At 70.5% G+C, this 21,170-nt stretch carries 19 protein-coding genes; 8 read left to right on the top strand and 11 right to left on the bottom strand.

The genetic code is table 11. From position 1 onward, the window contains the following. Positions 1 to 26: 26 nt before the first annotated feature. The 5 genes from helR to ACSHXC_RS15670 all read left to right on the top strand — a co-directional run bounded on the left by helR (position 27) and on the right by ACSHXC_RS15670 (position 4,641). Complete coding sequence (gene helR / locus ACSHXC_RS15690; RefSeq protein ID WP_438292227.1) at positions 27 to 2,195, top strand: RNA polymerase recycling motor ATPase HelR; 2,169 nt, start codon at positions 27 to 29, stop codon at positions 2,193 to 2,195. A gap of 205 nt (positions 2,196 to 2,400) precedes the next feature. Beyond that, the gene (locus ACSHXC_RS15685; RefSeq protein ID WP_438292226.1) at positions 2,401 to 2,757 is read left to right on the top strand and encodes a YciI family protein; all 357 of its coding nucleotides are present in this window, start codon (positions 2,401 to 2,403) and stop codon (positions 2,755 to 2,757) included. 215 nt (positions 2,758 to 2,972) lie between these two features. Next, positions 2,973 to 3,449, top strand: coding sequence for a VOC family protein (locus ACSHXC_RS15680; RefSeq protein WP_438292225.1), 477 nt, complete (start codon positions 2,973 to 2,975; stop codon positions 3,447 to 3,449). Between the two features lie 138 nt (positions 3,450 to 3,587). Beyond that, positions 3,588 to 4,208: a hypothetical protein gene (locus ACSHXC_RS15675; protein ID WP_438292224.1), complete on the top strand. Its 621-nt coding sequence runs from the start codon at positions 3,588 to 3,590 to the stop codon at positions 4,206 to 4,208. A gap of 67 nt (positions 4,209 to 4,275) precedes the next feature. Next, positions 4,276 to 4,641, top strand: a complete 366-nt coding sequence (locus tag ACSHXC_RS15670) for a hypothetical protein (protein ID WP_438292223.1) — start codon at positions 4,276 to 4,278, stop codon at positions 4,639 to 4,641. A gap of 125 nt (positions 4,642 to 4,766) precedes the next feature. Here the strand turns inward: ACSHXC_RS15670 and ACSHXC_RS15665 are convergent, their stop codons facing one another. After that, positions 4,767 to 6,008 (bottom strand): class I SAM-dependent methyltransferase, encoded by a 1,242-nt coding sequence (locus ACSHXC_RS15665; protein WP_438292222.1) that lies wholly within the window; start codon positions 6,006 to 6,008, stop codon positions 4,767 to 4,769. 113 nt (positions 6,009 to 6,121) lie between these two features. Here ACSHXC_RS15665 and ACSHXC_RS15660 point away from each other — a divergent pair, with 113 nt between their 5' ends. Then, the gene (locus tag ACSHXC_RS15660) at positions 6,122 to 7,015 is read left to right on the top strand and encodes a polysaccharide deacetylase family protein (protein ID WP_438292221.1); all 894 of its coding nucleotides are present in this window, start codon (positions 6,122 to 6,124) and stop codon (positions 7,013 to 7,015) included. Between the two features lie 181 nt (positions 7,016 to 7,196). Here the strand turns inward: ACSHXC_RS15660 and ACSHXC_RS15655 are convergent, their stop codons facing one another. The 4 genes from ACSHXC_RS15655 to ACSHXC_RS15640 form a co-directional block, all read right to left on the bottom strand. Then, positions 7,197 to 8,621, bottom strand: a complete 1,425-nt coding sequence (locus tag ACSHXC_RS15655) for an FtsW/RodA/SpoVE family cell cycle protein (protein WP_438292220.1) — start codon at positions 8,619 to 8,621, stop codon at positions 7,197 to 7,199. Next, positions 8,609 to 9,790, bottom strand: a complete 1,182-nt coding sequence (locus ACSHXC_RS15650; RefSeq protein WP_438292219.1) for an LCP family protein — start codon at positions 9,788 to 9,790, stop codon at positions 8,609 to 8,611. The genes ACSHXC_RS15655 and ACSHXC_RS15650 overlap by 13 nt, the downstream gene beginning before the upstream one ends. Positions 9,791 to 9,888: 98 nt before the next feature. After that, positions 9,889 to 11,220, bottom strand: coding sequence for a sensor histidine kinase (locus tag ACSHXC_RS15645; RefSeq protein WP_438292218.1), 1,332 nt, complete (start codon positions 11,218 to 11,220; stop codon positions 9,889 to 9,891). 13 nt (positions 11,221 to 11,233) lie between these two features. Further along, the gene (locus ACSHXC_RS15640) at positions 11,234 to 11,923 is read right to left on the bottom strand and encodes a response regulator transcription factor (RefSeq protein ID WP_438292217.1); all 690 of its coding nucleotides are present in this window, start codon (positions 11,921 to 11,923) and stop codon (positions 11,234 to 11,236) included. 233 nt (positions 11,924 to 12,156) lie between these two features. Between ACSHXC_RS15640 and groES the strand changes: the two genes are divergently transcribed. Next, entirely contained in the window at positions 12,157 to 12,465 is a 309-nt protein-coding gene (groES, locus tag ACSHXC_RS15635; protein ID WP_053727656.1) for a co-chaperone GroES, read from the top strand. A 136-nt stretch (positions 12,466 to 12,601) separates the two neighbouring features. Beyond that, positions 12,602 to 14,230, top strand: a complete 1,629-nt coding sequence (gene groL / locus ACSHXC_RS15630; RefSeq protein ID WP_189963042.1) for a chaperonin GroEL — start codon at positions 12,602 to 12,604, stop codon at positions 14,228 to 14,230. A 96-nt stretch (positions 14,231 to 14,326) separates the two neighbouring features. Here the strand turns inward: groL and ACSHXC_RS15625 are convergent, their stop codons facing one another. From ACSHXC_RS15625 to ACSHXC_RS15600, 6 genes are all read right to left on the bottom strand, one after another. After that, entirely contained in the window at positions 14,327 to 15,022 is a 696-nt protein-coding gene (locus tag ACSHXC_RS15625; protein WP_438292216.1) for an ester cyclase, read from the bottom strand. Between the two features lie 76 nt (positions 15,023 to 15,098). Then, positions 15,099 to 16,127: a hydroxyacid dehydrogenase gene (locus ACSHXC_RS15620; RefSeq protein ID WP_438292215.1), complete on the bottom strand. Its 1,029-nt coding sequence runs from the start codon at positions 16,125 to 16,127 to the stop codon at positions 15,099 to 15,101. A 58-nt stretch (positions 16,128 to 16,185) separates the two neighbouring features. Further along, a complete protein-coding gene (locus ACSHXC_RS15615; RefSeq protein WP_438292214.1) occupies positions 16,186 to 17,052 on the bottom strand; it encodes a carbohydrate ABC transporter permease in 867 nt (288 codons plus the stop codon). Beyond that, positions 17,049 to 18,029: a carbohydrate ABC transporter permease gene (locus tag ACSHXC_RS15610; RefSeq protein ID WP_438292213.1), complete on the bottom strand. Its 981-nt coding sequence runs from the start codon at positions 18,027 to 18,029 to the stop codon at positions 17,049 to 17,051. The genes ACSHXC_RS15615 and ACSHXC_RS15610 overlap by 4 nt, the downstream gene beginning before the upstream one ends. 101 nt (positions 18,030 to 18,130) lie before the next feature. After that, the gene (locus ACSHXC_RS15605) at positions 18,131 to 19,459 is read right to left on the bottom strand and encodes an ABC transporter substrate-binding protein (RefSeq protein WP_438292212.1); all 1,329 of its coding nucleotides are present in this window, start codon (positions 19,457 to 19,459) and stop codon (positions 18,131 to 18,133) included. A gap of 194 nt (positions 19,460 to 19,653) precedes the next feature. Then, entirely contained in the window at positions 19,654 to 20,817 is a 1,164-nt protein-coding gene (locus tag ACSHXC_RS15600; protein ID WP_438292211.1) for a substrate-binding domain-containing protein, read from the bottom strand. Positions 20,818 to 21,170 lie beyond the last annotated feature (353 nt).

Raw genomic sequence — 21,170 nt, 5'->3', positions numbered from 1 at the left:
TGCGTGTGCTGTTCGGAGCTGATGGCATGGACCACCTGACCACGAGCGCCTTCGACCTTCCCGACCGCCTTGCCGCCAAGGCCGACCCGACGCTGATCGGTGACGACGAGCGCCACTTCGCGGCCATCGCGGAAAGCCTCGACCAGACGATCGCCGAGCTGTCCGACCGCCTCGACACCCTGCGCAAGGCGCCCGGCGGCGTCGGCCGGGCCGTGATGGACCGGGACGTCGAGGTCCACCACGTGACGGGCCGCCTTCGCGCGCTGCGCCGCTTCGGCCTCGACCTGTGCCTCGGCCGCATCGTCGGCGCGGACGACTCCGAGCCCCTCTACATCGGACGGCTCGGCCTCACCGACAGCGAGGGCCGCCGGCTGCTGCTCGACTGGCGTTCCCCCGCCGCCGAGCCGTTCTTCGCGGCCACCCACGCCGAGCCGATGGGCCTGGCGAGCCGCCGCCGCTACCGCTGGACCCGCGGCCGGATCAGCGACTACTGGGACGAGGTGTTCAGCGCCGACGGGCTCGAAGGGCACGCCGCCCTCGACGACCAGTCCGCGTTCATCGCGAGCCTGGGCACCAACCGCTCGTCCCGGATGCGCGACGTGCTCTCCACCATCCAGTCCGACCAGGACGCCATCATCCGGGCCGGATCGCGCGGTGCCCTCGTCGTCGACGGCGGCCCCGGTACGGGCAAGACTGTCGTCGCCCTGCACCGCTCCGCCTACCTGCTGTACTCCGACCCGCGCCTCGGCCACCGCCGCGGCGGCGTCCTGTTCGTCGGCCCGCACCGGCCCTACCTGGACTACGTCGCCGACGTCCTGCCGAGCCTCGGCGAGGAGGGCGTGCAGACCTGCATCCTGCGGGACCTCGTCACCGAGGGGGCCGAGGCACAGGACGAGAGCGACCCGGACGTGGCACGCCTGAAGTCGTCCGCCGACATGGTGAAGGCGGTCGAGACGGCCGTCCGGTTCTACGAGGACCCGCCCACCCGGGGCATGACCGTCACGACGCCCTGGTCCGACGTCCGGCTGACCGCCGACGACTGGGCCGAGGCATTCGACGCGCCCGGACCGGGCACCCCGCACAACGAGGGCCGCGAGCTGGTGTGGGAGGCGCTGGTCTCGATCCTCCTCGACAAGCACGACGGCGACGACGTCACGCCCGAGGAGTTCCGCAAGGCGCTGCGCCAGGACCGGGAGCTCGTCGAGACCCTCAACGGCGCGTGGCCGCTGCTCGACGCGGCCGATGTCGTCGGCGACCTGTGGTCGGTGCCCGCCTACCTGCGGATGTGCGCGCCCTGGCTCGCCCCCGACGACGTACGCAGGCTGCGGCGCGCGGACGCCAAGGCCTGGACGGTGTCCGACCTGCCGCTCCTGGACGCGGCCAGGCTCCGTCTCGGCGACCGGGAGGCGGAACGGCGCAAGCGGCAGCACGACGCCGTGGTCGCCGCCGAACGCGAGCGCATGGCCGGCGTCATCGACGAGATCATCTCGGCTTCCAACTTCAACTCGGCCGGCGACGAGAGCGAAGGCGCGCTGCGCATGCTGCGCGGCAAGGACCTCCAGGACACCCTGATCGACGAGAGCGCCCTGCCCACCGCCGAACCGGACCTGCTCGCCGGGCCGTTCGCGCACGTCGTCGTGGACGAGGCCCAGGAACTGACGGACGCGGAGTGGCAGATGCTGCTCCTTCGCTGCCCGTCCCGCAGCTTCACCATCGTCGGCGACCGCGCGCAGGCCCGGCACGGGTTCACCGAGTCGTGGCAGGAGCGCCTGGAGCGGATCGGGCTCGACCGGAACGACGTGGCGTCGCTCAGCATCAACTACCGCACGCCTCAAGAGGTCATGACCGAGGCCGAGCCGGTCATCCGGGCCGCGCTCCCGGACGCCAACGTGCCGACGTCCATCCGCAGCAGCGGCATCCCGGTGGTCCACGGATCCGTCGCGGACCTCGACTCGGTCCTGGAGAGCTGGCTCGCCGAGCACGCCGACGGGATCGCCTGCGTCATCGGGGCCCCCGGCTTCCGGGCCACGTCCCGGGTCCGGTCCCTGACGCCGGAGCTGTCGAAGGGCCTCGAATTCGACCTGGTCGTGCTCGTCGACCCGGCGGAGTTCGGCGAGGGCATCGAAGGGGCGGTCGACCGCTATGTGGCGATGACCCGGGCGACACAGCAGCTGGTCGTCCTGACGAGCGCCTGACCAGCACCGATCGGCGCCGGAAAAAAATCCCGCTGGATTTCCGGGGCGGTGTCGATCGGGCCGTCTCCCGTTCGACGTATGAGCGAGAGGCGGGGAAACGGTCCCCGCCCTGCACGGAACCGCAGAAACGGAACCCGCAGAAACGGAACCCGTGGAAACGGGATCCGCAGAAACGGGATCCACGGAACTGGAAACGGAGACGATCATGCCGCGCTACCTGTCGATGGTCCGCCTCGATGAGAACAACACCCCCGCGGGCGGCCCCAGCCCCGAGCTCATGGAGCGGATGGGCAACCTGATCGGCGAGATGACCAAGGCCGGGGTCCTGCTCGACACCGCCGGGCTCACACCCTCGGCCGAGGGCACCCGGGTCCGCTGGAGCGGCGGTCAACTGACCGTCACCGACGGCCCGTTCACCGAGTCCAAGGAGGTCGTGGGCGGTTACGCGATCATCCAGGCCAAGGACAAGGCGGAGGCGATCGAGTGGACCAAGCGGTTCCTCCAGATCCACGAGAAGGAGTGGGACGTCACCTCGGAGGTGCGGGAGATCGCCGAGGGCTAGGCCCTCGGCCTGCTGCGGCCGGGGCTTCGGCCCCGGCCCCTCGGGAAGCGTTCCGGGAAATGTTGCCGCCCGGTGGCCGCGGTGATCTGCTGGTACGGCCGGGCCGCGAGGAGGCGGCGATTCTCCGGGCCGTACGGCGATGAGTTTCGCGGGCGGGGCCGGTCTACCTGTTGATGCCGCCCAGAGGGGGCCGGGCAACGCCAAGGAGGCCGAGGATGTCCGCGAAGATCACCCAGAAGATCACCACCTTCCTCTGGTTCGACAACCGGGCCGAGGAAGCCGCCAACCACTACGTCTCGATCTTCGGCGGCGACTCGAAGATCGTGGGGATCACCCACTACTCGGCGTCGACGCCGGGCGAGCCCGGCACGGTCATGACGGTCGACTTCCAGCTCGCGGGCCAGAAGTTCACCGCCCTCAACGGCGGCCCGCAATTCTCCTTCACCGAGGCGATCTCGCTCTCGGTGGCCTGCGGCAGCCAGGAGGAGATCGACCGGTTCTGGACGCGGCTGGGCGAGGGCGGCGAAGAGGGACCCTGCGGCTGGCTGAAGGACAAGTACGGCCTGTCCTGGCAGATCGTCCCCGCCGAGCTGCCCGAGCTGCTCGGCCAGGGCGCGGAGAAGTCCGACCGGGTCATGGCGGCGGTCATGGGCATGAAGAAGCTGGACCTTCAGGCGATGCGGGACGCGTGACGCGACGCGGGCGCGGCTGGGGCGGGTGGCTGGTTGCGCAGTTCCCCGCGCCCCTGGCGGGGTTGAGCCCGGCAGGCACGGGGTCTGGGGCGGAGCCCCGGGGTGGGGCGGGGGGCCGGCCCCGATAATCTCTGGCGCATGTCGCCCCGTTCGCCGCTTCCGCCCTCGCCGCCCCCGGCCGAGATACGCGCCTGGCCCGACCGCAACGCGCTGCTCGCCGACCGGGCGCGGGTCCTGGAGGCGCTGGTCAAGGGGTACTTGGGGGTGGGGCGGCTCGGGCTGCACTGGCTGTGGGCGGCGCTCTTCGCGCTCGGCTGGTCGCTGGTCGGCACGGCGCTCACCTCGCTCACCGACGTCCTCACCGCGATCGTCGGTGGGGTGTTCCTGCTGCTCGGCCTCGGCGTGATGATCCCGACCGGGTTCGCCGTCGGGTTCGGGCTGCGCAAGGACCGCCGGATCCGTGAACTCCTGCGCCAGTGGGGCGAGTTGGACCGCGATCCCGTGCTCGACCGGAACCTGCGCAGGCCCGGTCTGAGCCTGGCCTGGCTGGTTCCCTCGGTGCTGCTGTGCGCGGGCGGCCTCGCGGTGTGTCTGGTGCTGCCCGCGACCGCAGACCCGGGCCACGACACGTACGCGCTCGTCGTCTACGGCATGGGGCTCGGCCTCATCTGCTGGCTGACCGGACTGGTCGGCGTCGTGAAGGCGGCCGCGCACCGGCGCTGGGTGCTGCGCTCCCTGGCCCCCAGGGCATCGCGCTGACCCCAGGCCTATCCTTGGGATGCCGCAGAGGCATGCGGTGATGCATCCCGGGGGAAGGACGGTCGCAGTGGCCTGGTACTGGTGGATTCTGATCGTTTTCTGGATGGGCGGGTTCGGCTGGGCGATCGACAACGCCCGGACCGCGCTGCGTACCCGGCACGAGCGGAAGATGGAGCGTCTTGAGGCGGCCAAGCAGGAACGTCTTGCCGTGGAGGCCGCGAACAAGCCGCCGGAGCCGGTGTGCGGGTGCACGCACCACTTGGCCAAGCATGACAAGGCGGGGAAGTGTCATGAGCGGGTTGAGGTTCCGGTCGCCTGGGACGAGAACAAGAAGCCGCTCCGCTTCGAGTCGGCCCAGTGCAACTGCCAGCAGTATGTGGGGCCTCAGCCCCTGTCCCAGGTCTACGCGGACGAACTGACCGACCTCGGCTAGGCGCTCCGCTGGGGGGGCGGGAATGTGAGTGCGGGCCGGCGAGGGCGGGGTGCGCAGTTCCCCGCGCCCCTAGCGGGACCAGCCCTGGCCGGTACCGGGATCTTCAGCCCGTCATGGGGGTCCCCCTAAGGGCGCGGCACAGGGTTGCCGATCAGCATCGTCGGCGCACCCGACACCCGCGTCAGGAACACCGTCGCCGCATGGGGCCCCTGCGGCTTCACCTTGCGCCGCACCTCCTCCGGCTCCACCGCCGACCCCCGCTTCTTCACCGTCAGTACCCCCACCCCCCGCTCCCGCAACAACGCCTTCAACTTCTTCATGTTGAACGGGAGTTGGTCGGTGATCTCGTACGCCGAGGTGTACGGGGACGCGTACGGCTCGTCGCTCGTGACGTACGCGATCGTCTCGTCGATCAGACGGCCCCCGCACTGCTCGACGATCTCGGCGACCAGGTGCGCGCGGATGACCGCGCCGTCCGGCTCGTAGAGGTAGCGGCCGACCGGGCCCACCGGCGGCGCGGCGAGCGGGGACGGGGCCCACAGCGCGGCGGCCGCGGGCAGCACGGTGGCGCGGAAGGCGCCCGGGGTCACGCCGGTGCCGAACCACAGCACCGCTTCCTTCACGTCGCCCCCGTCCGAGATCCACTCCGCCTCGGCCTGCGGCGGGATCGCCTCGTGCGGGATGCCGGGGGCGATCTTCAGCGCGGCGAAGGGGGATGCGAGGGCCGCCGAAATCGCCCACGAGAGCGGGGGAGAGTACGCCTCCGGGTCGAAGATTCGCCCGCCCGTCGCCCGGCCACCGCCCCTCACCGACGCGCTTCGCGCGACCCCTCCTTGTCTGCCGCCTCGCCTCGCCGGGTCCACGAAGACCGCGTCGTATCCCGACGTATCGACGTCCGTGACGTCCGCGCAGCGCACCTCGATCAGGTCCGCGAGGCCCAGCGCCTCCGCGTTGGCGCGGGCCACCGCCGCCGTCAGGGGGTCGCGGTCCACCGCGAGGACCGAGATCCCGGCCCGCGCGAGGGCCAGCGCGTCGCCGCCGATGCCGCAGCACAAGTCCGCCACGCTGCGTACGCCGTGAGAGGCGAAGGCCTCCGCGCGGTGGGTGGCGACCGAGGTGCGGGTCGACTGCTCGACGCCGTTCGGCGTGAAGAACATCCGGTGCGCGTCCGCCGCGCCGAACTTCGCCACCGCCCGCTGCCGCAGCCGTGCCTGCCCGAGCGCCGCCGACACCAGGCCCGCGTCGTGCTCGCGGCGCAGCCGGGTGGCGACCGCCAGTTCCTGGGACGGGTCGTAGTCCCGCAGCGATGCGAGCAGGGTGCGGCCCTCGTCGGTGAGCAGCAGGGAGAAGGTGTCGAGGTCGTTCACCCCGTCATTGTCGTCCAGCCGCCGCCCCGCTGTGGGCCAGGCGGGCGATGGCGCGGCCGCCGGCGGCGGTGTCGTACGGGTCGCGGGGCCCGCGCCTGACAGGATGCGGCGCCATGCAGCTAGTACGACAAAAAGGAAAATCCCGGACGAAGGTCGCCTGTCTTGCCCTCGCCCTCGGCGCCGCCCTGCTCACCTCGGGCTGCTCCTCCGAGGAAGGCGAGGTCGGCCGCCCCGGCGCCGAGGCCGCCAAGAAGGGCCCCGCCGACCACTCCGACCAGCTCAAGAGCGCCGAGGCCGCCCGGCTCGCGGCCGTCAAGAAATGGGGCCTCGCCAAGCCGCCGCTGCTTGCGCCCCCGCCGCCCGCCGTCAAGCCGAGGATCACCAACCGCCCCGGGTTCGAGACGGACGGCGGAGACTCGCTGCCGCCGGTCTTCACCACCGTCCCCACCAAGGACCGGATCGTCTTCCTCACGATCGACGACGGCGCCGAGAAGGACCCCACCTTCCTGAAGATGATGCAGGAACTCCGCATCCCCTACAGCGCGTTCCTCAGCGACTACCTGGTCAAGGACGACCACGATTACTTCAGGAAGATGCAGGGCCTCGGGGTCACGCTCAACAACCACACCCTCAACCACCGTTACATGCCCGCGCTGTCCTACGACGAGCAGCGGCACGAGATCTGCGACCAGCAGGACAAGATCGGCCAGTGGGCGGGCGTGCGGCCCCGGCTGTTCCGACCGCCGTACGGCAACTACAACGAGGACACCCTCAGGGCCGCCCAGTCCTGCGGCATCAAGGCCGCGCCGCTGTGGGCCGCCGAGGCCTTCACCGATCACATGGAATGGCGCGAGTGGGACCGCGACCTGCACCCCGGCGACATCATCCTGACCCACTTCCGCGGCCGTCAGGACTGGAACGGAACCATGCCCGACATGATCCGGCAGGTGATGAAGGTGATCACCGACAAGGGATACGCGGTGGCTCGTCTGGAGGACTACGTGTGACCTTTCCCGAGGAGCCGCGGTGAAGCGCGCGCACCGGCTCCGGGCCTCCCTGGCCGGTCTGCTCGCCGCCGGTGCGCTGCTCGGCCCGCCGGCCGGATGTACGGAGCCGACCGCGCCCGCCGCCCCGTTCGAGCGGCTCGGGCGCAGGGCCGCGCGGAAGGCCGTGCCGCGCGCCGGGCGACTATGCCCGAGCGCCTGCCCTCATCGGTTCGAGCTCCAACTCCCGCTCCGGCACGCCGAGTTCGGCCTCCCGCTGCCGTTCACCGCTGTCGCTGATCCGGATGAGCAGCGCGATCATCAGCCAGTTGGCGACCAGGGACGAGCCGCCCTTGGCGAGGAACGGCAGCGCCTTGCCGGTCAGCGGGATCAGGCCCGTCACCCCGCCCGCGACCACGAACACCTGGAGCGCGAGGGCCGCCGCGAGGCCCGTCGCGAGCAGCTTGCCGAAGCCGTCGTGCGCGGAGAGCGCGGCACGCAGACCCCGCTGCACGAGCAGCGCGTACAGGGCGAGGACCGCCATCATTCCGGCGAGGCCGAGTTCCTCGCCGACCGTGGTCAGGATGAAGTCGCTGCGGCCCGCGAAGCCGACGAGTTCCGGGTGGCCGCGGCCGAGGCCGGTGCCGGTCATGCCGCCGCTGCCGAAGCTGAACAGGGCCTGGGCCGCTTGGTCGGAGATGAGGCCCGGCGGGCGTTCGGCGGGCGGCAGATAGATGTCGAAGGGGTGCAGCCAGGCGACGATACGGCCCTTGACGTGCGGCTCCGTCGAGCCGACCACGAACGCCCCGGCCGCCGCCATCACGATGCCGGTCAGGACCCAGCTGGTGCGCTGGGTGGCGACGTACAGCATCACCACGAACAGGCCGAAGAAGATCAGCGAGGTGCCGAGGTCGCGCTCGAAGACCAGGACGAGCAGGCTCACCATCCAGATGGTCAGGATCGGCGCGAGCTGGCGGCCGGGCGGCAGCCGGACCCCGAGCACCTTGCGGCCGGTGAGCGCGAGCGAGTCCTTGTGGACGACGAGATAGCCCGCGAAGAACACCGCGATCATGATCTTGACGAACTCGCCGGGCTGCAGTGAGAACGAGCCGATGAAGATCCAGCGCTTGGCGCCGTAGGTGTCGCCGGGGAAGAACGCCGGGGCCATGAGCAGCACGAGCGCCGCGGCCATGCAGAGGTAGATGTAGCGCTGGAGCCGTCGGTGGTCGCGCAGCACGGCCAGGGTGGCGAGCGCGACCGCGAAGCCGATGACCGTCCAGATGAGCTGGCCCGAGGCGGTGGCCTCCGACTTGAACTTGTGCGCGTACGTGGCGTCGAGCCGGTAGAGCAGCACCAGGCCGAGCCCCGAAAGGAGCAGGGCGAGCGGCAGGATCAGAGGGTCGGCGTACGCGGCGTACCGGCGCACCGTGAGATGTCCGGCGAGCGCGATCAGCGCCATGCTGACAGCGAACTCGTAGGTGGCACGCGTGAGTTGACCCGTCATGGCCATCGCGGCCGCCGCGTGGCCGAACGCGGTCACGGCGACGACGAGCAGCAGGAGCAGCGCCTCGGAACGGCGGCGCCGGGCCGCGATTGGGCCCGGACCGCCGGCCCGGCTCAGTCGACGCACGGGATGCCGCCGCCGTCGATGACCGGGGGTGCGGGAGCGGGTGGCGCCTTGCTCCTGCCCGGCGCCGGGGAGCCCTCGGGCGCGGTGGGCGGTGTCGAATGAACCGGATTGGTCTGTTCCGCGACTATCTGCTTGATCTTCACCGGATCGACGATATTGACGTCTTCGCCCCGGTGTTTGGCGAATCGCTCGATCGGAAGTGTCGTGAATGCCACATTCCCGCCCGATACATTCCTGGCCTGCTTGACGAACGACATCAGGTCCCAGCCCTTGTCGGTGACGAGATCCTGCTTGGCCACGTTCAGCAGATTCAGGAGGCGGACCGGGTCGGTGAAGGTGCCCGCCGAGTCGAGCTTCTGCGTCGCCGAAGCGAGGAACGCCTGCTGACGGCGCGTACGGTCCAGGTCGCCGCCGTCGAGCCCGTGCCGCTGCCGCACGAACGCGAGGGACTGCTGCCCGTTCAGGGTCTGCCTGCCGGCCGGGAAGTCGGCGCCCGAGTACTTGTCCTTCACGGGCTTCTTCAGGCAGACCGTCACTCCGTCCAGGGCGTCGGCCAGGTGGTAGAACCCGGCGAGATTCACCTCGGCGAAGTGGTCGATGGGCACGCCCAGAAAGTTGCGTACGGTCTCGATCTCGGCCCGGCGGCCCGCCTCGCGGCCCGCCGTCTCCAGCTTCCCCTTGTCGGTCACGCCCTGCGCGGCCAGCTTCTCCTCGGTGCGGGCCTTCTCCAGGCCGTACGCCTTCTTGATCTTGTCCTGGCCGTGGCCGGGGATGTCGACCAGGTCGTCGCGGGGCACCGAGAACGCCTTCGCCCTGCTGCCGTCGCCGGGCACGTGAAGGAGGATCAGGGTGTTGGTGTTGTAGCCGCCGATGTCGGAACTGCCCGCGTGCAGCTTGTCGAGGACCTCGGGCGGCAGGTCGTCGCCGTTCTGGTCCTTGCGGCTGTCCAGGCCCATCAGCAGGATGTTGGTGTCCCCGCCGACCGACTTGGGCGCGTTGTCGCCGAGCGCGTGCGAGGTGCCGATGCTCCCGGCCAGGTCGCGGTAGAGGTACCAGCCGCCGGCCAGCGCGCACAGCACCAGGACGGCGGCGGCAAGGGCGAACGTGCGCACCAGGCGCATCGGGCCGGAACGCTTTGTGCGACGGCGGCTGATTCGGCTGCGGCTCATTCGACGGTGGCTCACGCCGACCGATGCTGTGCCCCGGGCGCTGAAGGAATCCTGAGGGTCCTGAAGACGCCTTCAGAACCACCTGGCTCCCTACGGCTTCAGAACCGCCCCGGCAGCCGCGCCGTGAACGTCGCGCCCGGGCCCGCCCCCACCGACAGCTCCCCGCCGTGGGCCCGCGCGATCTCGCGGGCGATCGCGAGCCCGAGCCCGGTGCCGCCGCTCTCGCGGGCGCGGGCGGTGTCCAGGCGTACGAAGCGCTCGAAGATCCGGGACCGGTCGGCGGCCGGGATGCCGGGCCCGTCGTCGGCGACTTCGAGTACCGCGTCCGTGCCCTCCCGGGCGGCCCGCACCCGCACCTTCGTACGGGCATGGCGTACCGCGTTGTCGACGAGGTTGGCCAGCATCCGCTCCAGCTGCGCCGGGTCGCCGCGCACCGGCACGGGAGCATCGGCGAGCAGCTCGACCGGGACCCGGGCGGCCCGCCTGCGCGCGGTGTCCTCGGCCGCGAGCAGCGTCAGGTCGACCGGCTCGGCCAGGGGCTGCGGGTGGCCGTCGAGGCGGGCCAGGAGCAGCAGGTCGGCGGCGATCCGCTGGAGCCGCTCGGTGTCGTCGAGCGCGGCCCGCACCGACGCCGAGTCCGGTGCGGTGAGGGCGACTTCGAGCCGGGAGCGGACGGCGGCGATCGGGTTGCGCAGCTCGTGAGAGGCGTCCGCGACGAACTCGCGCTGGCGGACATGGGCCTGTTCGAGCCGGTCGAGCGTGGCGTTCACGGTCCGGGCGAGCAGCGCGATCTCGTCGGCGCCGCCGGGGTCGGGGACCCGCCGGTCCAGTTCGCTGGAGCTGACCTCGGCGAGCTCGGTGCGGATCGAGGTCACCGGGCGCAGCGCGAGCCCGGTGCCGGCCCAGGCGATGGCGGCGGCGAGCGCGATCAGCGGCGGGGCGCTGGCGAGCAGGGCCCACCCGATGGCGCCGGTCGCGTCGTCGACGTCGCTGAGCACGGTCATCCCGTACACATAGCTCGCCGGGCCGCCGGGAATCTGGGCGCGTACGACGACGGCGACCTCGTGGCGGCCCGCCTCCTTCAGGAGCCGGGACGCCGAGTCCTGTCCGTCCGGCGGGCGCAGATCGGCCAGCCCCTCGGCGGCGCCGGTCTCCTGGCTGGCGGCGGTGACCCGGCCGCGCTCGTCGAGCACGACGACGAGGTCGACGCCGTCGTCCGGCGGCGGCAGCTGTGTTCGTACGGTCCCGGTGTCGACCTGGGCGGCGACCTTGCGGGCGGCCAGCTCGGTGCGGCCGGTGGTGTTGTCGAGGAGGTTGGAGCGCAGGACGATGTAGAGCCAGATCCCGCCCGCGGCGAGCAGCAGCGCCATCGCGAGGGCGGCGGCCGCGGCGACCTTCCCGCGCACGGTCCGGGGCCGCGGCCACTTCATGGGCTTGTGTGGCTCAGCCCCCATCGGGCGCCATCCGGTAGCCGACCCCGTGCACGGTCAGGATCGATCGACGGCCGAACGGAGAATCGATCTTTTTCCTGAGCGAAGAGACATAGACCTCGACGATGTTCGGATCGATCCCGCCGTCCGCCCCCGTGGCGCTGTCCCAGACCTCGTCCAGGATGTGCTGCTTGGCGACGGCCTGGCCCGGCTCGGCCATCAGGCAGGCCAGGACCGCCAGCTCGCGGGCGGTCAGCTCGATCTCGCGCTCGCCGCGCCGGCAGCGCCGGGCGGCGGTGTCGAGGGTGAGGTCGCCGGCCTGGAGGGTGTCCTGGCGCGCGGCCCCGGCCCGGCGGCCGAGCGCGCGGAGCCGGGCGAGCAGCACCACGAAGGAGAAGGGCTTGGTCAGATAGTCGTCGGCCCCCGAGTCGAGCCCGTCGGCCTCGTCGTACTCGCCGTCCTTGGCGGTCAGCATCAGGACGGGGGTGAGATCGCCGAGCCGCCGCATCCGCCGGCAGATCTCGTAGCCGCTGAGCCCCGGCAGCATCAGGTCGAGCACGATCGCGTCGTACCCGCCGGTGAGCGCCAGGTCGAGCCCGCGGTGGCCGTCGTGCGCGAGGTCGACCCAGTGGCCCTCGGCGGAGATGCCCCGACGCAGCGAGTCGGCGAGCCCGGTTTCGTCCTCGACGACCAGAATGCGCATGCCGTCCAGGGTCACACAGGTGGCCACAAGCCCGGGAAGCGTCCGCCGTGGCGGTGGCAGATTGGCACTCCGCTTGACCGAGTGCTAATCACCGTCCTAGTCTCGCTTCTGGCACTCCCCACCGGAGAGTGCCAAGTAGCGACGGGCAGGTCCGGCACCCGCGACGACGGATCCACCTGGTCGCCACCCCAGACAGTTAACCCCGTGAGATCTCCGAAGGGGGAGACCGGATCGTGACGACCGCCAGCTCCAAGGTTGCCATCAAGCCGCTCGAGGACCGCATTGTGGTCCAGCCGCTCGACGCCGAGCAGACCACGGCCTCCGGCCTGGTCATTCCGGACACCGCCAAGGAGAAGCCCCAGGAGGGCGTCGTCCTGGCCGTGGGTCCGGGCCGCTTCGAGAACGGCGAGCGTCTGCCGCTCGACGTCAGCACCGGCGACATCGTGCTGTACAGCAAGTACGGCGGCACCGAGGTGAAGTACAACGGCGAGGAGTACCTCGTCCTCTCGGCCCGCGACGTGCTCGCGATCATCGAGAAGTAATTCACCGAAGTACGCGAGTACTTCGAGTTCGAAGCGAATGCTTTGAGAGCTGCGCCCCTGGTCACCCCGCTGATTGCCGGGCGGCGAGGGGCGCAGTGTCATTAACCCGAGTTTTCGAGAGGGCTGAACCGCTCCCATGGCGAAGATCCTGAAGTTCGACGAGGACGCCCGTCGCGCCCTTGAGCGCGGCGTCAACAAGCTTGCCGACACCGTCAAGGTGACGATCGGCCCCAAGGGCCGCAACGTCGTCATCGACAAGAAGTTCGGCGCCCCCACCATCACCAACGACGGTGTCACCATCGCGCGCGAGGTCGAGCTCGACGACCCGTACGAGAACCTGGGCGCCCAGCTGGTCAAGGAGGTGGCGACCAAGACCAACGACATCGCGGGTGACGGCACCACCACCGCGACCGTCCTGGCCCAGGCGCTGGTCCGCGAGGGTCTGCGCAACGTCGCCGCCGGCGCCTCCCCGGCCGCCCTCAAGAAGGGCATCGACGCCGCGGTCAAGGCCGTCTCCGACGAGCTCCTCGCGACCGCCCGTCCGATCGAGGACAAGACCGACATCGCCGCCGTCGCCGCGCTGTCCGCCCAGGACAAGCAGATCGGCGAGCTCATCGCCGAGGCCATGGACAAGGTCGGCAAGGACGGTGTCATCACCGTCGAGGAGTCCAACACCTTCGGTGTGGAGCTGGAGTTCACCGAGGGCATGGCCTTCGACAAGGGCTACCTCTCGCACTACATGGTCACCGACCAGGAGCGCATGGAGGCCGTCCTCGACGACCCGTACATCCTGATCAACCAGGGCAAGATCTCCTCGATCCAGGACCTGCTGCCGCTCCTGGAGAAGGTCATCCAGGCCGGCGCCTCCAAGCCGCTCCTGATCATCGCCGAGGACGTCGAGGGCGAGGCGCTCTCCACCCTGGTCGTCAACAAGATCCGCGGCACGTTCAACGCCGTGGCCGTCAAGGCCCCGGGCTTCGGCGACCGCCGCAAGGCCATGCTGCAGGACATCGCCACCCTCACCGGCGCGACCGTCATCGCCGAAGAGGTCGGCCTCAAGCTCGACCAGGCCGGCCTTGAGGTGCTCGGCACCGCGCGCCGCGTCACCATCACCAAGGACGACACCACGATCGTCGACGGCGGCGGCAACAGCGCCGACGTCGAGGGCCGCGTCAACCAGATCAAGGCCGAGATCGAGGCCACGGACTCCGACTGGGACCGCGAGAAGCTCCAGGAGCGCCTCGCGAAGCTGGCCGGCGGCGTGTGCGTGATCAAGGTCGGCGCCGCCACCGAGGTGGAGCTCAAGGAGCGCAAGCACCGTCTGGAGGACGCCATCTCCGCGACCCGCGCCGCGGTCGAGGAGGGCATCGTCTCCGGTGGTGGCTCCGCCCTGGTGCACGCCGCCAAGGTCCTGGACGGCAACCTGGACAAGGCCGGCGACGAGGCCACCGGTGTCGCGGTCGTCCGCCGCGCCGTCGTCGAGCCGCTGCGCTGGATCGCCGAGAACGCCGGCCTTGAGGGCTACGTCATCACCTCCAAGGTGAGCGAGCTCGACAAGGGCTTCGGCTTCAACGCCGCCACCGGCGAGTACGGCGACCTGGTCAAGGCCGGCGTCATCGACCCGGTCAAGGTCACCCGCTCCGCCCTGGAGAACGCCGCCTCCATCGCGTCCCTGCTGCTCACGACCGAGACCCTGGTCGTCGAGAAGCCGGCCGAGGAAGAGGCCGACGCCGGTCACGGCCACGGTCACGGCCACTCCCACTGACGTCTGCGACGTCGGGCCCGCAGTACGTGTGAAGGCCCCCGCTCCCGCCGTCGAGGCGGGGCGGGGGCCTTCCCCGTTGCGGGAGGGCTCGGCTGCTCAGCCCGCGATGCCCAACTGCTTCATCAGCCCCATGACGTTGTAGTGCCACCAGCCTTCCTGGATCCTGTCGTTCTTGAACCGGAAGATCGTGGTGCCGGTCATGGTGACCTGCTTGCCGGTGGCCGGGAGGCCCTGGAAGTCGCCCGTGTGGGTGGCCTTCCACGTCCACAGCGTCACCACGTCGTCGCCCTCGCAGATCTGCCGGTCGAGGTCGAAGGAGAAGTCGAAGGCCGACCGCCATCCGGTGACGTCGTTGCGTATCTCGTCGCGGCCGACGACCGTGTCCTGCTCCTTGATGATGTCGTGGTCGGCGTAGTCGGCCGCGAACACCTCGTCGATCGCGTCGAGGTTGCCGCCCGTGGCGATCTCGTGGAAGAAGCGGCGGGCGGTTGTCGCGTTCAACTGGTCGTTGCGCACCACATCCAGGTCCGTGAAGGTGGGCGCTCCGTCGCAGAGCGCCACCATCTCGGCGAAGATCCGGTCCGTCTCCGGGAGCTTCGAGTTCGCCATCGCCTCCTCGTACGAGGGAAACTCGACGATCTCGACGAAGTGGTTCCCGTCGGTGCGGTCCTTGCCGATGAGGGCGTGGGAAGCGGTCCGCCTGCCCTTGGTCTGTTCGACCCAGCGGTCCATGAGCCGGTCCAGGTCACTGAACCGCTCGGTCTTGAAGTCGATCACCTGTGCGAATGTCATGACTCCTCCCGGCTGGCTCGGGGTGCATTACATCCAGTTTAGTGATATTTAGCCCATTTGCTCCGTGGGTGGTGGCTCACGCCGAGTGGTGCAGCGCCGCCGGGAGTACGGGATCCGCGAACGGCACACCGGCCGCGAACCGCTCCACCTCGTCCAGCGCCCGATCCGCCATGCGGTGCAGCTCGTTGCCCAGCGAGCCCGCGATGTGCGGGGTCAGCAGGACGTTCGGGAGGTCGTACAACGGGGATTCCCGGGGCGGCAGTTCGGGCTCCGTCACGTCCAGGACCGCGTGCAGGCGGCCCGAGAGGAGTTCGGCGAGCAGGGCGGGCTCGTCGATCAGGGAGCCGCGCGCGGTGTTGACCAGCGTGGCACCCGTCGGCATCAGGGCAAGCCGGCGGGCGTCGATCATGCGGTGGGTCTCGGGGAGCTGGGGCGCGTGGACGGAGACGACGCTGCTGCGGGCGCACAGCGCGTCCAGGGACACCTGCTCAACGCCCAGCGATGCCGCTTCGGTTCCGCTCAGGTACGGGTCGTACAGAAGGACTTCGAAATCGAAGGGGCGCAGCAGCTCGATGACGCGGCGGCCGATGCGGGACGCGCCGATCAGGCCGACGGTGCGGCGGTAGTTCCCCGTGCGTTCGGTCTCGCTCAACCACTCGGGGGCGGTGCGCAGTTCGGCGTAGCGCTGGGCCGAGCGCAGCACGTCCTTCCCCGCGAAGAGGATCGCGGCCAGCGTGTACTCGGCGACCGGCAGGGCGTTGGCCGCGGCGGCCGACGTCACCGCGATGCCCCGTTCCCAGCAGGCGTCCGTGATGTGGTGCTTGACGGAGCCCGCCGCGTGGACCACCGCGCGCAGGTGGGGGGCCGAGTCCAGGACGTCCGCGGTGAGCGGGGGCGCGCCCCAGCAGGTGAGCAGGATCCGGGCCTCGGCGAGGGCGGCGGCGACCGGTCCGGTGGGCGCGGCGAGGTCGTGGGCGACCAGGTACGGGTCGGTGCGGGCGAGGGCGGTGAGCCGGGTGCGGTGCCGCTCCGCGAGGAGGCGGCCCGCGATGCCGGGACCCATCGCGAGCAGCAGAGCGGGCCGATTGTCAGTGGTGTGGTGCATGGTGGGACTCGGGCTCCTCACGAGGCGCTGGCCAGGGGTAACTGGGTGTCCGGGCCGGTCATTTGACGCTGCCGGCGGCGAGCCCGGCCTTCCAGTGCCGCTGGAGGGAGATGAAGGCGACGATCAGGGGGATGACGGCGAGGAGGGAGCCGGTGACGACGAGAGGGTAGTAGCTCGGCTCGGCATGGGTGTTGCTGTTCCAGGCGTACAGACCGAGGCTCAGCGGGAAGAGCTTCTGGTCGCTGAGCATGACCAGGGGGAGGAAGAAGTTGTTCCAGATCGCGGTGAACTGGAAGAGGAACACGGTCACGAAGCCCGGCATCACCATGCGCAGACCGACCGACCAGAACGTGCGCAGCTCGCTCGCCCCGTCGATACGGGCGGCCTCCAGGGCCTCGTCGGGGATGTAGCTCGCGCTGAACACCCGGGACAGATACACCCCGAACGGGTTGACCAGAACGGGGATCAGCACCGACCAGTACGTGTTGACCAGGCCGACCTTGCTCGCCAGCAGGTACATGGGCAGGGCGAGCGCCGTGGTGGGCACGAGCACGCCGAGCAGCACGACGCCGAACAGCTTCTCCTTGCCGCGGAAGGCGTACTTGTCGAAGGCGTACCCCGCGGCGACGCTGACCAGCGCGCACACGGCGGCGCCACCGCCCGCGTACAGAAGGGAGTTGAGGTACCAGCGGAAGTAGACACCGTCGTTGTACGAGGCGAGCTGTGACAGGTTGTGGCCGAGGTCGAAGCCCTTGAACGAGAAGGCCTCGCCGGACAGCAGGCCGCCGGTGTCCTTGGTCGCGGCCGTGACCAGCCACACCAGGGGGAGCAGCGTGTAGAGCACGGAGAGCAGCAGTGTGCCGTTGACCGCGGTTCTGGACAGCCAGCGGCTCGGTCGCCGGGGCACGGCGGCGGGGGCGGTCATGCCCTGGCCCCCTTCCGGTTGGTGAGGCGGGTGACGACGAAGGAGAGCAGGGCCGCGGCGAGCGCGAGGAGCACGGCCGAGGCGGCGGCGAGGCCGTAGTCGTTGCGGCTGAACGCGGCGGTGTAGGCGTACATGTTGGGCGTCCAGGTGGAGGTGACCGTGGAACTGCCGCCCTGGTTGAGGATCAGCGGCTCGGTGAAGAGCTGGAGCGAGCCGATGACGGTGAAGAGCGACACCATCATCAACGAGGCGCGAATCAGCGGGAGTTTGATCCCGAACGCGGTGCGCCACTCGCCCGCGCCGTCCATGGTGGCCGCCTCCAGGACGGAGCGGTCGATGGCCTGGAGCGCCGCGTAGAAGATCACCATGTTGTAGCCGAGCCATTCCCACAGCGCGATGTTGACGACGGAGGGGAGCGTGCCGCTGGAGGAGAAGAAGTCGAAGCCGATGCCGCCGGAGTTCATGGCCTTCACGACGGGGCTGAGGCCCGGGGTGTAGAGGTAGACCCAGACCAGCGCGGCGATGATGCCGGGCACGGCGTGCGGCAGGAACAGCGCCAGTTGGAAGAAGCGGCGGGCGCGGGCCAGCGTCGAGTCGAGCAGCAGCGCGAGCGCGAGGGCACCGCCGACCATCAGCGGGATGTACACGACGCAGTAGCCGGCCAGCACCCAGAAGCCCTCGCGGAAGGCTCGGTCGCCCAGCGCCGCCGTGTAGTTGTCGAGCCCGCTGAACACGGACGTGGCGCCGCCGAAGCCGAGCCCGGACTGCTTCTCGGTGAACAGGCTCAGCCAGACCGCGTACCCGATCGGCACCACCGTCACGGCGGTGAACAGGACGAAGAAGGGGGTGAGCAGCACGCTCGCCGCAGCGCCGGTACGGCCGCGGGCTCCGTGGGGTGTTCTGCGGGGTGTTCTGCGGGCCGGTCCTGGCTGGGGTGCCCCGGCGCGTACGGCCGCTGTGTCGTCGTCCTCCGCCATGGCCGCGCCATGATCGCTTCCGCCGCCCGGCAGTGGCACGCGTGGGGCCCCGCCCCCCGCTCCGGCCCGTCCCGCAGGACGCCCCTTCGTCCTCACGGTCGTCAGCCCTCGACCTTCAGCCCGCGCTTCTTCAGCTCGGTGACGGTGGCGTCGTGGGCGGCCTTGATGGCGTCGGTGATCTTCACAGAACCGCCCGCGACCTTGCCGAGCTGGTCCTTGAGCGTGGTGTTGGTGGTGCCCATGCTCGGGCCCCAGCCCCAGTTGGCGTTGATCGAACTGCCCGCGGCGTCGAAGAGCCGGTAGATGTCCTGGCCGGTGTAGAAGCTCGTGTCGAAAGCCTTCTTGGCGGTCGGGCGCAGCGCGATGTCTGCCGGGAAGGCGCTCGACGTACCGGACTTGATGCGGGCGTCGACGCCTTCCGGGGTGGTCGACATCCACTGGGCGAATGCGAGCGCCGCCTCGGTCTTCGTGCTGCCCTTGGTCACCGCCCAGGTGGAGCCGCCGAGCATGCCGCTGGCCGGCTTGCCGTCCCAGGCGGGCACGGGGGCCACCGCCCACTTGCCGCTCTGGTCGGGCACGGTGCCCTTGAGGACGCCCGCGCCCCACGAGGCGCCGAGGTAGCCGACGGTGGAGCCGTCCTTGAGCGAGGCCGTCCACTCGGGGCTGAAGGAGACCGCGTTCTGTACGAGCTTGTCGTCGATCAAGCCCTGCCAGTAGTCGGCGACCTTGTTGGTGGCGGCGTCGGCGGTGCTGAGCTTCCAGGTGTCGCCGTCGGCCTTGAACCACTGGGCGCCGGCCTGCCAGGCCATCGCCTCGAAGGTGGTCGGGTCGTCCGGGAAGAACGTGCCGATGCGCGCTTTGGGGTCGGCGGCCTTGGCCTTCTGGGCTGCGGCCTTGAACTCGTCCCAGGTCTTGGGGACTTCTATCTTGTTCTTCTCGAAGAAGTCCTTGCGGTAGAAGTACGCCTGGGGCGCGGCGTCGAAGGGGATCGCCCAGCTCTTGCCGCCGAGCGTGGTCTGCTGGATCGACTGCGGCAGGAACTGCTTCTTCACGTCGTCGGTGACGTACTTGCTGATGTCCTGGAACGAGCCCTGGCTGACGAACTCCGGGAGCATCGGGTACTCGACGGTGACGAGGTCCGGGGCGTTGCCGGCCTTCACGGCGTTGGAGATCTTGGCGTAGCCGCCGGCGTTCCCGGAGGGGATCTCCTCGAACTTCACCTGGATGTTCTTGTGGGACGCGTTGAAGGCGTCCACTACGTCCTTCGAGCCCTTCTGCCAGGCCCAGAACGTGATGGTGACGGGCTTGTCGGCGGTGCCCTTGCCCGCGTCGCCCGACTTGCTGTCCCCGCCACCGCAGGACGTGAGCACGGCGAGAGCGGTGGCGGTGCCGACGAGGGCGGAGGTCGATCTGGTCCAACTGCGGCTCACGGAACGGCTCCTGAACGTGAGGGGACGAGGCGATGGCCGCGATCCTTGGCCCAGTTCTGACCGAAGTCAAGAGCGAAAGTTCGATTGATCGAAAAAAGATCAGAGAAGGGTTGAACGGTCCTGAACGGTTTCGAACGGTCGTGTGTGGCGTCGAGGGTGGGGTCGTATGTGGCGTCGCGGGTGACGGTCGCGGCTCAGGACTGAAGGCTCATCGGGCTCCCCAAGGTGTCGGAGGGAGCCCCGCAGGAGGCCCGCACACGCAGCCTCGGCAGCAGGTCGACATGGCGCCGCGGGGCTTCCTCGGCCCCGCCCGAACCCGCCGTGGGCGTGCCGCGCAGACGCTCGATCAGCAGCTCGGCGGCGTACCGCCCGACCTCGTGCTTGGGCGGCGCGACCGCGGTGAGCGGGATGTCCGCGAGGGCGGCCACCTCGTCGTCGTACGCCACGAGCGCCAGGTTCTCCGGCACCCGCACGCCCAGTTCGGCCAGGCGCTGCACGATCCGGATCGCGTCCACGTCGTTGTGCACCAGCGCCGCCGTGGCCTGCCCGGCCAGCACCGCGGTACGCAGCGCCTGCACGGCCCGCTCGAACCCGGCCGGGTCCGCCTCGGCCGACACCGAACCGATCACCGGGAGCGGCGGCTTGAGGCCGAGCGAGTCGAGTGCGTACCGGTATCCGGCGCGCACGGCGATCGCCGTCGGGCTGTCCGCGCGCGCCACGAGCAGGGGCGTGCTGTGTCCGAGCCCGAGCAGGTGGCGCACCGCGATGAGCACGCCGTGGCTGTGGTCCGAGCAGACCCGGTCCAGGTCGTCCAGCTCCCGGCCGGGCACTCCGCGCCGCTCCAGGAGCACCGTCGGCACCGGGAGGCCGGCGATCCAGGCGCCGTGCTCGACCGGGTCGTCCGGCTCCTTCCAGCCCGGCGCGATCAGCAGCCCCTCGGCCCCGGCCGCGAGCAGCCCGGCCGCCCGGCCCGCGTCCTCCTGCGGCCGGTAGTCCGAGATCCGAAGGATGAGCCGCGCCCCCGCGGCGGCGGCCGCCTCGTGCGCACCCCGGATGACCTCGGCGAAGTAGTACGTGGCGTTGGGCGCCAGCATGCCGATGACGGGCTCGCGCGAGCCGGGGCCCTGGTGCGGGGCGTGGGTCGGGGCCTGGGTGGGGGTGCCCTCCCCGGCGCCGGGCCAGGACACCGACCCGTGCACCCGGTCGAGCCGCCCCTCGTTGGCGAGGAACTCCACGTCCCGCCGCACGGTCACCGGCGAGACCCCCAGCTGCGCGGCGAGCTCGGACACCCGCGCCGAGCCGCGCCCACGCACCAGTTCCAGCAGTCGGTCATGACGTTCAGCAGCACTTTCACGCACAGCGGCATCCCCTTCGCGGTGTGGTGGCCCGGTTGGGCCCAGACCCTAATGCAACGTGATCGAACGATGGGAGTTTCGATCATTCGGTCCGATCCATTGACGTTCGATCAGACCGAGTTCTAAGTTCCCAGAGATTTACCGGGCCGGGGCCGGGGTGCTCTGGCTCGGTGGGGGTCCGAAAGGGGCGGGCCCTGACCTGGGCGCGCCGGGTCGTGAGCCCGGCGCGGCTCCGGCCGAACGCCCGGACCGTGGCCCGTGCCTGTGCCTGTGCCTGTGCCTGTGCCGAGGTTCCGATGGACCTGCCCACCCACCCCGCCGTCCCCACCCCACCCTCCACCACCGTCTCCAGGGGG

It is taken from the genome of Streptomyces sp. HUAS TT7 (assembly GCF_051550175.1).
Classification (GTDB): Bacteria; Actinomycetota; Actinomycetes; order Streptomycetales; family Streptomycetaceae; genus Streptomyces.
This window is presented reverse-complemented; position numbering and strand designations above follow the sequence as displayed.